Origin of the sequence: Arthrobacter rhizophilus, from assembly GCF_026241105.1 — a bacterium.
GTDB lineage: Bacteria > Actinomycetota > Actinomycetes > Actinomycetales > Micrococcaceae > Arthrobacter.
In genome coordinates, this window is record NZ_JAPFFT010000005.1 from 179,255 (window position 1) to 192,754 (window position 13,500).

A 13,500-nucleotide genomic window follows, 5' to 3' on the forward strand; every position below is an offset into this window, starting at 1 on the left:
TGTTTTCCCGGGAGTTCATTCTCCGAGGGTCGCCTGCACGGCAAGGGCGGCAGGGGACCCTATGCTTGGTGGGATGAGCGCGCCAGCACGAATCTTCATGATCCGGCACGGCCAGTCCGCCGCCAACGCCGACACTTCCATCTACAACCGTGTCCCCGACTACCGCATCCCGCTGACGGAGCTCGGGGTCGAGCAGGCCAGGGCCGCGGGTGAGGAGCTGCGCAAGAAGCTCGACGGCGAGCCTGTGTGCGTCTATGTCTCGCCGTACCTTCGGGCATACCAAACACTTGAGGCACTGAATCTGGGCAACCTCACGGAAAGGGTGATCGAGGAACCCCGGCTGCGTGAACAGGACTGGGCCAACTTCCAGATTGCCGGAGACATCGGGGACCAAAAGGAGCTTCGCAACCTCTACGGCCACTTCTTCTACCGGTTCCGGGAAGGCGAATCAGGTTCCGATGTCTTCGATCGCATTTCGTCTTTCATGGAAACCCTGTACCGGCATTGGGAAAAACCCGATTACGCGCCCAACACCCTGCTGGTGACCCACGGCCTCACGATGCGCCTTTTCTGTATGCGGTGGTTCCACTGGTCGGTGGAGTACTTCGAGTCCCTCAACAACCCCGGCAACGCGGCGCTACGGACCCTTATCCTCAACGATCAGGGCAAGTACGATCTCGACGCACCGTTCAGCCAATGGGTGCAGCGCAGCACGGACGAAACCGTGCTGAACGCTCCCCCGATGGCTTTCTGACGGGCGAAGCTACGCGTCCTTGGCCACGATCACTTCGGTGCCGCTGGCTTCGAACGCGGCCTTGTCCTCGGCAGTGATCCCGGAATCGGTGATGAGCCGGCGGAAATCGTACCCGGCCATCGCTGCGAACGCGCGCTTGCCGATCTTCGTGGAATCGGCCAGGACATAGGAATCCGTGGCACGGCGTGCCATGACGGTATTCACCATCGCCTCGCCCTCGTCCGTAATGGTGGGGCCGATCTTCGGATCAACCCCGTTGACGCCGATGAAGGCGATGTCCAGGGCAACCTTCTGCATGATGACATCGGTGTATGGCCCAACAAGTTCGTACGAACGCGGGTTCAGGATGCCACCGGTCACCATGATCTTGATGTTAGGGCGCACGGCAAGCTGGGCGGCGATATTGATGGCATTGGTGACCACCGTCAGCATGGGCCGGTTGGACGGCGCGTTCAAGTCTTCGCGCGTGGACAGGACTTGGGCCAGGGCCGTGTTGGTGGTCCCGCCGCTGAGTCCGATCACGGCCCCGGGCAGGATGAGTTCCGAAGCGGCCAGGGCTATCTGCTGCTTCGCCTCCGCGTGGTCATCCCTGTTGTAACGCCCCGGGAGCTCGTAGGACACTGATCCTGTGGTTGCACCGCCGCGGGTACGGCTCAGGAGCCGTTGCTTTGCGAGGCTGTCGAGATCACGGCGGGCCGTGGCCGGTGAGACGCCCAGGCGGGTCACGATATCCTCGACCTCAACATGCCCTGACTCGGCGAGGAGATCAAGGATGGCTGTCAGTCGATCGTTGCGGGTCATCACGAACCTTCCGGAAATTGAGGCTAATTCACTTTCGCGAACAGCGTCAGCAAACGTGCGGTTTCCAACACCAGGGCATCGCGTCCGGCCTTGATGTACTTGCGGGAGTCCACCACGGAGGGGTTGGCATCCAGGTACTCACGGACGGCGCGAGTGAAGAACCCGTTCAAGTGTGTGGATACGTTGATCTTAGTCATACCGGCCCGGATTGCCGCCACCAGGGCCTCATCTGCTACGCCCGAGGAACCGTGAAGGACGAGCGGCAGTTGGACGGCCTGCTTCAGCCGCGTGATCAGCGCCAAGTCCAGGGTGGCACTCCGATCGGTCATGGCGTGCGATGAACCGACCGCGACGGCAAGGGCATCGACGCCGGTGGCGTCCACGAAGGAACGGGCCTCGGCCGGATCCGTCCGGACTCCTGGAGCGTGGGCTCCGTCTTTGCCTCCGACCTTTCCGAGTTCGGCCTCAACGTAGACGCCGCGTTCCTGGGCGTATTTGGCGACCCGCCGCGTGACTTCAACGTTCCAGTCATAAGGCAAGTGCGCGCCGTCGTACATCACGGAACCGAAGCCGAGGTCTACAGCTTGCAGGGCCAGCTCTTCGGATTCGGCGTGGTCCAGGTGCAGGGCCACAGGCGCCGAAGAGTCTCTGGCGATGGACATTGCGCCCCGGGCGATCGGCTCCAGTCCGCCGTGGAAGCGGGCGCAGTTCTCCGAGATTTGCAGGATCAACGGGACCCCGGCGGCCTCCGCTCCCGCCACCAGGCCCTCAGCCGTTTCGAGGTGGATGACGTTGAAGGCCCCTTGGCCGATGCCATTGGCCGCGGCGGTGTCCATGAGTTCCCGTGTGCTGACGAGGGTCACAGGGTCTCCTTCCAGGTGAGAATGAGTTGATTTTCGAGGTCCGCGTAGAGCGGCGAGATCTCGCCGGCGGCGGGCATGAGCACCGCGGCGGCGGACCAGGCGGTCGCGCTGCGCAGGATCGTGAGAATGTCGGAGACTCCGCTCGCGAGCGCGACGGCGGCCGCCGCCACTCCGGCGTCGCCGGCTCCGGTGGGGTTGCCCCTGAGTGGCTCCGGGAGCCGTGCGCTCCAGTAGCCGCCGGGAGCCTCATGGTGGAAAGCAAGCATGCCTTCGGCGCCGGCACTGACCAGGACCGTCTTGGCACCCAGTGCGATCAATTGCCGCGCGGCAGCTTCCAGGCTGCCCTCCCCTGTTGCCTCGAGGAGTTCGTGGTTGTTGGGCTTGAGCAAATCCGCCCCGGCCCGCGCGGCGGCGATGATTCCGGGACCGGAGGTATCGACGACGGCGGGAATCCCGGCGTCGTGCGCCAGACGCACCAGCGCGGGGTAGAAGTCCGCCGGGGCGCCCGGCGGCAAGCTGCCGGAGCCGACAAGCACTCCGGCGCCTTGCCCGTCGAGGGCCTCGACGACGGCGGCAGCCAGCGCCTGCCACTCGGACGGTTGGAGGGGGCTCCCTTGTTCATTGAAGATGGAGGTTTCGCCGCCCACCGTGTCCACGAGGGCGATGCTGCGTCGAGTTTCCGCGGCAACCGGAACCAGGCGATGGGGCACGCCGCTACTGCGGAGTTCAGCGGCGAATTCCGCTCCGACGGCGCCGCCGGAGGGCGCGAGGGCCAGCACAGGATGGCCCAACTGGTGCGCCACCCGGGCAACATTGAGGCCTTTCCCCCCTGCGCGGCTAAGGGGCGCGGCCACGCGATGGCTTGCGCCCGGAGTTATCCCGGCGACCTGGTAACTGAGGTCGATGGCCGGATTGGGCGTAACCGTCACAACCCGCTTCATGGCCTGGATCCCGTGACGGAGGCGGCCTTCGCCGCAGGGAGCAGGGCCCGGGCCCTCATCGCAGCACCGAGCAACCCTGCGTCCTGGCCAAGTTGGGCGCGCGTGATAATCGGCCGGCGTTGGAAATCGAGCAGTTCGTCAAGGCGCGAGCGCAGCGGCTGCAGGAGTCCATCCCCTGCTTCGGCAAGACCGCCGCCCACCACTACGGCTTCCGTGCCGATGATGCTCACGCACTGGCTGAGGCTGAAGGCGAGGGCGTCCACGGCGTCAGCCCAGATCCTGGCTGCGAGCGCATCGCCCGCTTTGGCACGCTCCAGGACTTCACGGGCGCCGGCACGCGGGGTTCCGGCCTTGTCGCTGTAGCGCCGGGCGATCGCTCCAGCGGAGCCGACACGTTCGAGGATCGTGGTCCCGGGACCGTCGGGGTCCGGAACAAGGGCGTGGCCCAGTTCTCCGGCGAAGCCACCTGCGCGCACGGGGTAGCCATCGGAGATGACAGCGGCGGCGATCCCGGTGCCAACCACCATCACTACGACGTTTCGAAAATCCCGGGCGGCTCCGAAACGGAATTCGGCCTCGGCCGCCGTGCTGACATCGTGGCCGAAGGAAACCGGGAGTCCCAAGCGCTGCGTGGCTTTTTCGCCAAAGGGAAAATTACGCCAGCCCAAGTTCGCCGAGTAGATCCCCACTCCGGTGTCGGAGTCCACGATTCCCGGGACAACAATGCAGGCTGCCTTTGCCGGGTGGCCGGGGAATTCGGCGGTAAATTCAGCAGCCAGTGCGGCGATGGAGTCCAGGATCGCATCGCCCGGCCGCAAGGGATCACGTGGCGTTGCGACGCGGCGCAAGCCCAGGACGTTCCCGGCCGCGTCGACGAGACCTGCCTTCAGGTCCGTTCCGCCGACGTCGAAGGCCAGGACCGCGGATTCGGCGGCTCCGAGAACCATGGGAAGACCTAGGCCGTGGTGTTCAGGACGACCGAGCGCGTGAGGTTGCGCGGCAGATCCGGGTTGAGGCCGCGCACGCGCGCCCGCTCCAAAGTGACCTTGTGGACGCGTGCCAGCTCCGCGAGCGGGTGCTTGCCGGTGTTGACGTACAGGGCGCCGGTCCGGGCCATATCCGCATCCAGTCCTTCAGGCTGCGCGCCGAAGAGCCACGTGACCCGGCCAGGGGCAGCAATGGAAATGGGACCGTGCCGGTATTCCATCGCCGGATAGGACTCGGTCCAGCCCTGCACGGCCTCGCGCATCTTGAGCCCGGCTTCGTGGGCCAGGCCAACCGTCCAGCCGGTGCCGAGGAAGGTGAACTGTTCGGCGTCGAGCAACTCCTGGGAGACGGGGTCCGTCACTGCGGTACGGGCGTGCTCAATGGCGGTGCCGAGTTCGATGCCCAGGCTCGTGAGAAGGTACACCAGCGCGGTAGTGGCGAAGCGGGTCTGGACCACCGACTTCTCGTCGGCGTAGGGAAGTCCGATCACGGCGTCGGCCAAGGCGGTGATGGGTGAATTCACGTCGCCAATCACCGCAACCGTCCTGGGTTTTCCGCTTACGGCCATTCCGCGCAAGGCTTCCAGCAGGTCCAGTACCTCCGTGGTGGTGCCCGAGCGGGTGATGGCGATGACGGCGTCGTACTGGCGACCGGCGCTGTTGTGATTAAGGAAGGCTTCCGACGCTGCGAATGCGTCCGTGACGCCCTTGCCCGCGGCTTCGCGGGCAGCTGCATAGCTTTGCGCCATGAACCAGGAGGTACCGCAACCGACGACGGCGATCCGCTCGCCATCGGCAGGAAGCAAATTCTCCGCCTTCGATTGCTCGATGGCCCGCTGCCAGACCTCGGGCTGCGAAACAAGCTCTTCTTCCATGAAGGCCCCGAGGGTGTTGTTACTCATCGCACTTACCATTCCTGTCCGCGCTTCTTCGACGCACTTTTCAAACTCAACGCTTTGACGTTTTCTGATCTATAGAAACACTAAACGATCATTATCAATCGCACAAGGATCGCGGAGAGCTGTGGACTCATCGAAAGAAAAAGCAGGGCCCCTCCATGTGAGAGGCCCTGCTTGGTGTCGCGGAGATGGCTCTACAGCGCGCGGACTCCAGCCCGCCATACCGCGAAAGTCAGCGGGATACCGGGCCGGTAGGCCAGGTGGGTGGCCGACGGCGCCTTGAGCATGTGAAGGTCTGCACGGTGCCCGACGGCGATCGAGCCCACCGCCCGCTCGCCGTCGACGTCGTTGCCCGACTCCCTGCCGAGCGCGAGCGCACCGCCGTAGGTTGCGGCCCGGACGGCCTCGTGCACGCTCAAGTGCATCTGCAACACGGCCGTGGTGACGCAGAAGGCCATCGAGTTCGTATAGGAGGTGCCGGGGTTGCAGTTCGCAGCCAAGGCAATCTGCACTCCGGCGTCGATCAACGCACGGCCCGGGGCGAGCGGCTGGCGGGTGGAGAGATCGCAAGCAGGCAGGCAGGTAGCCACGGTGCCGCGGGTGCCCGTTCCGGTCGCAGCGTCCCAGCCGCTCCACGTCCCCGCGAGCGCCTGGATATCGGCCTCGGAAAGGTAGTTGACGTGGTCGACGCTGGCAGCGCCGAACTCCACAGCCAACTGGACACCGGGTCCAACACCTAACTGGTTGCCGTGGACGCGCAGGCCCAGGCCCGCATCCCGGCAGGCCGACAGCACGCGGCGCGACTGTTCCTCGGTGAAGGCGCCCCGCTCGCAGAAAACATCGGCCCAACCGACGTAGGGGCGGACGGCCTCGAGCATCGGTCCGCAGACGAGGTCCGTATACTCCTCGGCATCGGTTCCGGCCGGTACCAGGTGGGCGCCCAAGAAGGTGACTTCGTCCACGGTGGCAGCGGCGATGCGGGCGCTGCGGGCCTCGTTCTCCAGATCCAGTCCGTAGCCGGTCTTGCTCTCCAGGTAGGTGGTGCCTTGGGAGACGGCTTCGGCCACGCGTCCGGCGGCGAGGCGGGTCAGTTCCTCATCGCTTGCGGCGCGAGTGGCACCGGTGGTGACGGCGATGCCGCCGGCGCTGTAGCTCTGACCGGCCATCCTGGCCTCGAATTCGGCAGTGCGGTCTCCAGCGAAAATCAGGTGCGAATGCGAATCCACCCAGCCCGGAAGCACGGCGCGGCCCTCAGCGTCCACGCGCTCGTCAGTGGCGGGAGCCTCGGATGCGGGGCCGATCCAAGCGATCCGCTCACCCTCGATCACCACGGCGGCGTCTTTGAGGACGCGACGCTCCACGTCCTGGGTCATCAATTCGCCGATGTTGCTGATCAGTGTGCTCGTCTGCCCGCTCATGAACCTATTGTTCAACGGCGGATGGACCAACGGGTGGCCGCGAGCGAACCCGATGTCCGGGATACCGGACTGACGCCGGATATGGAGCCCAGAATCTCGGCGGCCGCCAGTTCGGCCATGGCCGAGGAAGTCTGGAAACCGTAGCCGCCTTGGCCCGCGAGCCAGAAGAAGCCGGGAGCCTCGGCGTCGAAACCCACCACCGGGACGCCATCGGCGGCTTCCGTGCGCAACCCGGTCCATGCCTTGGCCACGGATCGGATGCCCAGCGACGTGAGCGAGTTCAGCCGGGTCACCAGCTCTTCAACGTCGCCGGGCCGCGGCTGTGCGTCCTCGGGGCCGCTCGGCACCGTCTCCGACGGCGAAATGAGCACTTGCGCCCCCTCGCGCCGGAAATAGTAGGAATCATCCGCTGCCGCCACCATGGGGCTTCCCGGCGGAAGTGGGCGTTCGACGTCGACGATCGCCGCCGTGCGGCGGAAGGGTTGCAAGCCCAGCTTCTCCACCCCGCTGAGCACCGCGAGTTCGTCCGCCCAGGCACCGGCGGCGTTGACGACGACGGCGGACTGGAAGCCTTCCAGCCCGGCGCCCAGTTGCCAGCCAGAGCCGAGGCGTTGGGCTGAATGGACCCGGGCGCCGGTGATGATGTCCACTCCGCCGGCTTCGGCACGTTGGCGATGGTCCTCCAGCAACACGGGCGCATTGCAGGCGAATGATCCGGTATCCAGACCTGCGGCAGTAAAGGACTCCGGGTTGAGGGCCGGGCACAGTTCAAGGGCTTCGGCGTGCGTGATGGGATGCATATGGCCACTGGCCTCTGATCTGACCGTTGCTTCGTCGCCCACCAACATGAACGAGCGCGGTGCCAGCACCGGCACCGGCAACGTGGCGTCGCGGGCTGCCAACAGTTCCAGAGTTCGGACGGTGAGTTCCTGCACGACGGCGGGTCCATAGCTCGGGATCAGCTGCCGGGCCGAGCGGGACGACGTGTGGTAGGCCAGCGTTTGTTCGGCCTCCACGAGCGCTACCGAACAGTGGCCGGCCAGCGCCGAGGCCAGGGACAATCCGGCGATGCCGCCGCCGACAATTACCACGTCATAGTTTGCAGCCATCCCTCCATCCTGTCAGCGCGGAAGCTCGGAAGCGAGAGGGCCAGTTGCGAGGGGATCAGCGGCACTACTCCACCGCGGACGGCTTAATCCCGCTGTACGGTGTCCACCAGGTCAGTGGCTCCGTGACTGTGAAGCGCCGTCCCGAGATCGAGTCCGCCGGAATCCGGACAAAGTGGTCCTTCCGGCCGGCTTCCCACGGAAACAGGGGCAGCGAGAACGAGTTGACGACGTCGTCGATCTGTTTGACGGGGGCTGCCTTGCCATGGAGCACGACGCTCCATGCGACTCCGGTGGTCGCATCGACGCCGTCCACCTCCATGGCGACCGGGAATTCGCCCATGGCTGCGGCGAGCTTTGTGCCCGCCCCGGTTCTGAAGACAACCGTCCCCTGGTCCACGGCGTAGTTGATGGGGAAAATGTCGGGGTGGTCTCCGAGCCACACCGCCAGCCTGCCGACGGACACGCCCCTCAAGAGATTCCAGCATTGCTGGGAATCCAACACCTCGGTGCGAGGTTGTGCTGCATCATTGTCCATGCTGCCGATCCTAGGCCTCTGACCCCTCTCGGGACAGGGCTTAGGGGTTCAGCGTAGGTATTGGAGCTGACTGAAGTGGCTGATGTAGCTATCCAAAAGCTCTTGCGCCACTCTGACCGAATCCACCAAAGGGTTCATGGACAGCGCCTTGTAAGCGGAGCGCCGGGAACCAGTGAGCGCAGCGTCGATTGTGGCGCGTTCCACGGCCTTTGCGTTGATGACGAGTCCCCGGGCGTAGTCCGGCAAGGACTTCGCCGGGAGCAAGCGGACTCCACCGGCATCCACCAAGCAGGGTGCCTCGATGACGGCGTCGGCGTCGAGCTCAGCCAGGGTGCCGTTATTGGGGACGTTCAGGATCAGGCGGGCAGCTTCCCCCTGGCTGATGGCCCGCATGATGCCTAGAGCGACGGTCTCGTAGCCGCCCGACACCAGGTCCGCGGCGTCGCGTTCGAAGGTACCAGCCGCGTCCCTGTTGCTCTGCATGTACGTCTCTTCGCGATCCAGCTTGGTCTTTTCCCAGAGCCGCAGGGCAGCCTTCGAGGAAGGCTCCCGCGAAGGTGGCCCCGCACCGCCGTCGTTCGCTTCCCCTAGCCCGCCGTAAAAGGACGATTGCTGCTGCGACAAGTAGGCGCCGCGGCTGCTCGCGGCGCGCCGATCGGCGTCGAGCGCTTCGCGCGTGAAGTAGTAGTAGTGCAGATACTCGTTGGGTACCGCGCCAAGTGCCTGGATCCACGAAGCGCCGAACAACCGGCCCTCTTCGAAGGACTCGATGGCGTCCCCATCGGCCAGGAGGCGAGGCAGGACGTCCTCACCGTCAACCACCAGGCCACGCAGCCAGCCCAGGTGGTTCAGCCCGATGTAGTCGATCTCCACGGATCCATCGCGAAAGGCCGCGGCGCCGCGGTGGATTCCGGCCGCGCTCAAGGCGCGCCGGGCCAGCCCCACCGGCGAATCGCAGATCCCCACCACTTTGCGGTCAAGGACTCCTGTCATGACCTCGGTGATGACGCCCGCCGGATTGGTGAAGTTGATGAACCACGCGTCCGGAGCGTGCCTCTTTACCGCCTCGGCGATGTCCAGGACCACGGGAATGGTCCGCAGGGCGTATGAAATTCCCCCGGCGCCCACCGTCTCCTGCCCGATGACCCCATGCTCGAGGGCAATCCGCTCATCGGCGGCGCGTCCCTCCAAACCACCCACGCGGATGGCGGAGAAAATGAAGTCGGTGCCCGGCAGCGCCTCCGACAGCTCCGTGAACCTGCGGACTACCGGCGCATCGGGCACCCCCTCGGCCATGTCGGCGAGGACCCTGGCCACCACCCCTAGGCGCGCGGGGTCGGCGTCGAACAGTCTCAGTTCGGTGACCCTGCCGGGCCCATGGTCCGCTAGGAGTGCCGAATAGACCAAGGGAACCCGGAATCCCCCGCCGCCCAGGATGGTGAGGATCATCGGAACTCAGAGCCCCGCGGCGGCGCGGCTCTTCACGAAGGCCTGGACACACGCCTCGACGTCCTCGGAGCTGTGCGCTGCCGAGAGCTGCACACGGATCCGGGCGGCTCCCTTGGGTACCACCGGGTAGCTGAAGGCCGTGACGAAGACTCCGTGGTGGAGCATCTCGTCGGCCACCTTCGCGGCCACCACGGCGTCGCCGAACATCACCGGGATGATGGCGTGTTCGCCGTTGAGCAGTTCGAAGCCTTCCTCGCTCATGCGGCGGCGGAATAGGGCGGCGTTCTCGAAGAGCCTGGAGCGCAGCTCGCCGGAACCCTGGACGAGTTCAATGGCCTTGATGGTGGCTGCAACGATTGCCGGAGCCAAAGAGTTGGAGAACAGGTACGGGCGGGCCTTCTGACGCAGCATGGCGACGATTTCGCCGCGCCCGGCGACGTAACCGCCGGAAGCGCCGCCGAGGGCCTTGCCAAACGTGCCGGTGTAGATATCGACCCTGTCGGAGACGCCTGCGTGTTCCGGGGTTCCGGCGCCGGTGGCTCCCATGAAGCCGACGGCGTGGGAGTCGTCCACCATGACCAGGGCGTCATGCTTTTCCGCGAGATCGCAGATGGCCGCAAGCGGGGCGAGGTAGCCGTCCATGGAGAAGACGCCGTCCGTCACGATGATCTTGCGGCGGGAACCCGCGGCTTCAAGAAGTTTGGCTTCGAGATCGGCCATGTCCTGGTTGGCGTAGCGGAAGCGCTTGGCCTTGCTGAGGCGGATGCCGTCGATGATGGAGGCGTGGTTTAGGGAATCCGAGATGATGGCGTCCTCGGGCCCGAACAAGGACTCGAACACTCCCCCGTTGGCGTCGAAGCAGCTGGAGAACAGGATGGTGTCCTCGGTTCCCAGGAACTCCGAGACACGGGCTTCGAGCTCGAGGTGCAGGTCCTGGGTACCGCAGATGAAACGGACGGATGCCATACCGAAGCCACGCTCGTCCATGGCGGCCTTGGCGACGGCAATGATGTCCGGGTGGTCCGCCAGTCCAAGGTAGTTGTTGGCGCAGAAGTTCAAGACGGTATTGGCGGGCTGGCCGAGCTGGCCGGCCGAGATGTGGCTGGCCTGCGGCGAGTCAATGTGGCGTTCAGTCTTGAAGAGTCCTGCGGTGCGGATCTCTTCCAGTTCGCCCTGCAACTGGTCTTTGATGCTTGAGTACATTGGTGGCTCCTGGTACTGGGTCTTGGGGAGGACTTTACGGTGTCTTAGATTTCGGTCCAGTCGAGGACTACCTTGCCGCCTGAGCCGGCACGGGCGATCTCGAAGCCCTTTTCCCAGTCGGTAGCGGACAGCTTGTCCGTGACGACGGCGGAAATGTTGCGGTGCAGTATGGGATTGGAGGACAGCATGGCGCTCATGGCGTACCAGGTCTCGTACATCTCGCGGCCGTAGACGCCCTTGAGGGTCAGCATGTGGGTGACCACTTTGGCCCAGTCGATGTCGATGGACTGGCTGGGCAAGCCAAGCATGGCGATGCGTCCGCCGTGGTTCATGTTGTTGATCATCTCAGGCAGGGCCGTGGGATGCCCGGACATTTCCAGGCCGATGTCGAATCCTTCGCGCATGCCGAGCTCGCGCTGGGCATCCTTGACGCGCATTTTGGAGACATCGACGGCGAGGTCCACGCCCATCTTCCGGGCCAGCTCAAGCCGCGGGGCGGACACATCCGTGATGGCGATCTTGCGGGCACCTGCGTGGCGCGCGACGGCGATTGCCATGAGTCCGATGGGCCCCGCACCGGTGATGAGCACGTCCTCGCCGACCAGCGGGAAACTCAGAGCGGTGTGGACCGCGTTGCCGAAGGGGTCGAAGATGGCGCCGAGCTCCGGCGTGACGGAAGGATCGTGGTGGACCCAGACGTTGGTCTCCGGGATGACCACGTATTCGGCGAAGGCGCCATCGCGCTGCACGCCGACGGACACAGTGTGGATGCACATCTGCCGGCGACCGGCGCGGCAATTACGGCAGATTCCGCAGACCACGTGGCCTTCACCGGAGACGCGGTCGCCGACCTTGACGTCGCGGACGTCCTCTCCCACGGTCACCACTTCGCCGTAGAACTCGTGACCCGCAATCAGCGGCGCCTCGATGATGCCCTGCGCCCACGCGTCCCAGGACTGGATGTGCAGGTCCGTTCCGCAAATACCGGTGGTCATGACACGGATCTTGACGTCGCTGGGACCGGCCTCCGGTTCGGGACGTTCGACGAGTTCAAAACCGGCGTGCGCACCGGACTTGTAGAGAGCCTTCATGGGTCTTCCTAACTCAGTGGATGGGCCGTTTGTGTGCCGTTTCACTTCATTGAAACCCCACTGACGGTTTAGCACAACTAGGTTTTTCTCAATCAACGATTTAGCATTTGCTAAATGGAAGTACATCAGCTCCAAATGCTCAGGGAACTAGGAGATCTCGGCAGTGTCAAGGCCGTAGCCGAGACGCTCATGGTCACCCCGTCCGCCGTCTCCCAGCAGCTCGCGCTCCTGCAGAAGTCCGTCGACGTGCCCCTGACGCGCAAGGAAGGCCGCGCCTTGGTGCTAACGGATGCCGGCAGGGTCCTCGCGGACGCCGGAGCCGCCGTCGTGAACGCGCTCGCGGACGCACGGGCAGCGATCGGCGCTTACCACGACTCCCCGGGTTCCACCGTGACCGTGAGCGCCTTCCACAGTGCGGGGCAGGCCCTGTTCGCTCCGCTTGCTGCCTTGCTGACCACTGCCGGCGGCGCGGGTGCGGAACGCGGCGTCCCCCGCTTGAAACTCGCCGACGAGGACGTAGCCCAGGAGGACTTTCCCGGACTCGCGGCACGGTACGACCTCGTGCTCGCGCATCGGATGGAGAACAGTCCGGAGTGGCCCACCGACAAGGTGGCTGTGATCCCGCTCGCCGACGAACCGCTCGACGTCGCGCTGCCTGCCGGGCACCCGCTCGCGGCCCGCCGCGAACTCAGGCCGGCCGACGTCGTCGGGCAGACTTGGGTGACCAGCCGCGCAGGCTACTCCCCCGCAGACGTGCTGGCCGCCGTCGTCGCTGTCAGCCGACGCCCCGCGGACGTCCTCCACCGCATCAACGACTACTCCACAGTGGCCTCGCTCGTGGCAGCCGGTGGAGCGATTGGTTTGCTCCCGCGGTTCACTGCCCGGCGCGTGCTGGATGCGGGCGTGGTCCTGCGTCCGCTGGCGGGGGTCAATTCGGTGCGGAAGATCGACATCCTGGCCAGGCCGGAAACCCTGAAGCGGAAATCGGTCATGACGGTCTGCGAAGCGCTACAGACCGTTATGACCGAACTCGCCGGGGCTCCTTAGCCCAACTGGCTCGCATTTGTTGTCGTTATAAGGCCGGCAAAGTCAACTGGTCAGAGCAACGCTCGGGTTTAGGCTGCCTGCAGCAGCTGGTTGAGCCGGTTGGCTGGGGTTTGCAGGTTGAGGGTGGGCCGTGGCCGGCGGTTGAGTTTCGCGGCGACCCGGCGGAGATCCTCCGGGGTGTGAGCGGAGAGGTCCGAGCCTTTCTCGAACCAGAATCTCAGGAGCCGGTTGGTGTTTTCGTTGGTCCCGCGCTGCCAGGGCGAGTGCGGGTCGCAGAAGTAAAGCGTGGTGTCGAGCGCGGTTTGGATCCTCGCGTAGTCGGCGAGCTCCGTGCCGCGGTCCCAGGTGATCGACTGTCGCAGGTGGTCCGGGAGGTTGCCCATCTCCCGGATCATCGCGGTAGC

Annotated in this window: 14 protein-coding genes; 2 read left to right on the forward strand and 12 right to left on the reverse strand. The window is 65.3% G+C overall.

Features of this window, described 5'->3' with window-relative positions:
• The first annotated feature begins 73 nt into the window (after positions 1 to 73).
• Complete coding sequence (locus OOZ51_RS06915; protein WP_265978516.1) at positions 74 to 754, forward strand: histidine phosphatase family protein; 681 nt, start codon at positions 74 to 76, stop codon at positions 752 to 754.
• A gap of 9 nt (positions 755 to 763) precedes the next feature.
• Here OOZ51_RS06915 and OOZ51_RS06920 read toward each other — a convergent pair whose 3' ends face one another.
• The 11 genes from OOZ51_RS06920 to tdh all read right to left on the reverse strand — a co-directional run bounded on the left by OOZ51_RS06920 (position 764) and on the right by tdh (position 12,049).
• A complete protein-coding gene (locus OOZ51_RS06920) occupies positions 764 to 1,555 on the reverse strand; it encodes a DeoR/GlpR family DNA-binding transcription regulator (RefSeq protein ID WP_265978517.1) in 792 nt (263 codons plus the stop codon).
• A gap of 23 nt (positions 1,556 to 1,578) precedes the next feature.
• Positions 1,579 to 2,418 carry a class II fructose-bisphosphate aldolase gene (locus OOZ51_RS06925; protein ID WP_265978518.1) on the reverse strand — a complete coding sequence of 280 codons (840 nt, stop codon included), beginning with the start codon at positions 2,416 to 2,418 and terminating at the stop codon, positions 1,579 to 1,581.
• Positions 2,415 to 3,359 (reverse strand): 1-phosphofructokinase family hexose kinase, encoded by a 945-nt coding sequence (locus OOZ51_RS06930; RefSeq protein ID WP_265978519.1) that lies wholly within the window; start codon positions 3,357 to 3,359, stop codon positions 2,415 to 2,417. Before OOZ51_RS06930 ends, OOZ51_RS06925 begins: the two co-directional genes overlap by 4 nt.
• Complete coding sequence (locus OOZ51_RS06935) at positions 3,356 to 4,306, reverse strand: ROK family protein (protein ID WP_265978520.1); 951 nt, start codon at positions 4,304 to 4,306, stop codon at positions 3,356 to 3,358. The genes OOZ51_RS06930 and OOZ51_RS06935 overlap by 4 nt, the downstream gene beginning before the upstream one ends.
• Positions 4,307 to 4,314: 8 nt before the next feature.
• Positions 4,315 to 5,247 (reverse strand): SIS domain-containing protein, encoded by a 933-nt coding sequence (locus tag OOZ51_RS06940; RefSeq protein ID WP_265978521.1) that lies wholly within the window; start codon positions 5,245 to 5,247, stop codon positions 4,315 to 4,317.
• 191 nt (positions 5,248 to 5,438) lie between these two features.
• Complete coding sequence (hutI, locus tag OOZ51_RS06945; RefSeq protein ID WP_323054697.1) at positions 5,439 to 6,662, reverse strand: imidazolonepropionase; 1,224 nt, start codon at positions 6,660 to 6,662, stop codon at positions 5,439 to 5,441.
• A gap of 11 nt (positions 6,663 to 6,673) precedes the next feature.
• The gene (locus tag OOZ51_RS06950; RefSeq protein WP_265978522.1) at positions 6,674 to 7,771 is read right to left on the reverse strand and encodes an NAD(P)/FAD-dependent oxidoreductase; all 1,098 of its coding nucleotides are present in this window, start codon (positions 7,769 to 7,771) and stop codon (positions 6,674 to 6,676) included.
• 64 nt (positions 7,772 to 7,835) lie between these two features.
• The gene (locus tag OOZ51_RS06955; RefSeq protein ID WP_265978523.1) at positions 7,836 to 8,306 is read right to left on the reverse strand and encodes a pyridoxamine 5'-phosphate oxidase family protein; all 471 of its coding nucleotides are present in this window, start codon (positions 8,304 to 8,306) and stop codon (positions 7,836 to 7,838) included.
• A gap of 48 nt (positions 8,307 to 8,354) precedes the next feature.
• Positions 8,355 to 9,755 (reverse strand): 6-phospho-beta-glucosidase, encoded by a 1,401-nt coding sequence (locus OOZ51_RS06960; RefSeq protein WP_265978524.1) that lies wholly within the window; start codon positions 9,753 to 9,755, stop codon positions 8,355 to 8,357.
• A gap of 6 nt (positions 9,756 to 9,761) precedes the next feature.
• On the reverse strand, positions 9,762 to 10,958 hold the full coding sequence (locus OOZ51_RS06965) for a glycine C-acetyltransferase (RefSeq protein ID WP_265978525.1): 1,197 nt from the start codon (positions 10,956 to 10,958) through the stop codon (positions 9,762 to 9,764).
• A 44-nt stretch (positions 10,959 to 11,002) separates the two neighbouring features.
• A complete protein-coding gene (gene tdh / locus OOZ51_RS06970; protein ID WP_265978526.1) occupies positions 11,003 to 12,049 on the reverse strand; it encodes an L-threonine 3-dehydrogenase in 1,047 nt (348 codons plus the stop codon).
• A gap of 114 nt (positions 12,050 to 12,163) precedes the next feature.
• Here tdh and OOZ51_RS06975 point away from each other — a divergent pair, with 114 nt between their 5' ends.
• Complete coding sequence (locus OOZ51_RS06975; RefSeq protein WP_265978527.1) at positions 12,164 to 13,096, forward strand: LysR family transcriptional regulator; 933 nt, start codon at positions 12,164 to 12,166, stop codon at positions 13,094 to 13,096.
• 68 nt (positions 13,097 to 13,164) lie between these two features.
• Here the strand turns inward: OOZ51_RS06975 and OOZ51_RS06980 are convergent.
• A partial coding sequence (locus tag OOZ51_RS06980) for an IS30 family transposase (protein WP_265978528.1) occupies positions 13,165 to 13,500 on the reverse strand: 336 nt, incomplete at its 5' end.

Excerpts from the sequence above, each read along its gene's own strand:
- OOZ51_RS06915 (WP_265978516.1), top strand. The coding sequence starts at position 74 with ATGAGCGCGCCAGCACGAATCTTCATGATCCGGCACGGCCAGTCCGCC.
- OOZ51_RS06920 (WP_265978517.1), bottom strand. The coding sequence starts at position 1,555 with ATGACCCGCAACGATCGACTGACAGCCATCCTTGATCTCCTCGCCGAG.
- OOZ51_RS06930 (WP_265978519.1), bottom strand. The coding sequence starts at position 3,359 with ATGAAGCGGGTTGTGACGGTTACGCCCAATCCGGCCATCGACCTCAGT.
- OOZ51_RS06935 (WP_265978520.1), bottom strand. The coding sequence starts at position 4,306 with ATGGTTCTCGGAGCCGCCGAATCCGCGGTCCTGGCCTTCGACGTCGGC.
- OOZ51_RS06940 (WP_265978521.1), bottom strand. The coding sequence starts at position 5,247 with ATGAGTAACAACACCCTCGGGGCCTTCATGGAAGAAGAGCTTGTTTCG.
- hutI (WP_323054697.1), bottom strand. The coding sequence starts at position 6,662 with ATGAGCGGGCAGACGAGCACACTGATCAGCAACATCGGCGAATTGATG.
- OOZ51_RS06950 (WP_265978522.1), bottom strand. The coding sequence starts at position 7,771 with ATGGCTGCAAACTATGACGTGGTAATTGTCGGCGGCGGCATCGCCGGA.
- OOZ51_RS06955 (WP_265978523.1), bottom strand. The coding sequence starts at position 8,306 with ATGGACAATGATGCAGCACAACCTCGCACCGAGGTGTTGGATTCCCAG.
- OOZ51_RS06960 (WP_265978524.1), bottom strand. The coding sequence starts at position 9,755 with ATGATCCTCACCATCCTGGGCGGCGGGGGATTCCGGGTTCCCTTGGTC.
- OOZ51_RS06965 (WP_265978525.1), bottom strand. The coding sequence starts at position 10,958 with ATGTACTCAAGCATCAAAGACCAGTTGCAGGGCGAACTGGAAGAGATC.
- tdh (WP_265978526.1), bottom strand. The coding sequence starts at position 12,049 with ATGAAGGCTCTCTACAAGTCCGGTGCGCACGCCGGTTTTGAACTCGTC.
- OOZ51_RS06975 (WP_265978527.1), top strand. The coding sequence starts at position 12,164 with ATGGAAGTACATCAGCTCCAAATGCTCAGGGAACTAGGAGATCTCGGC.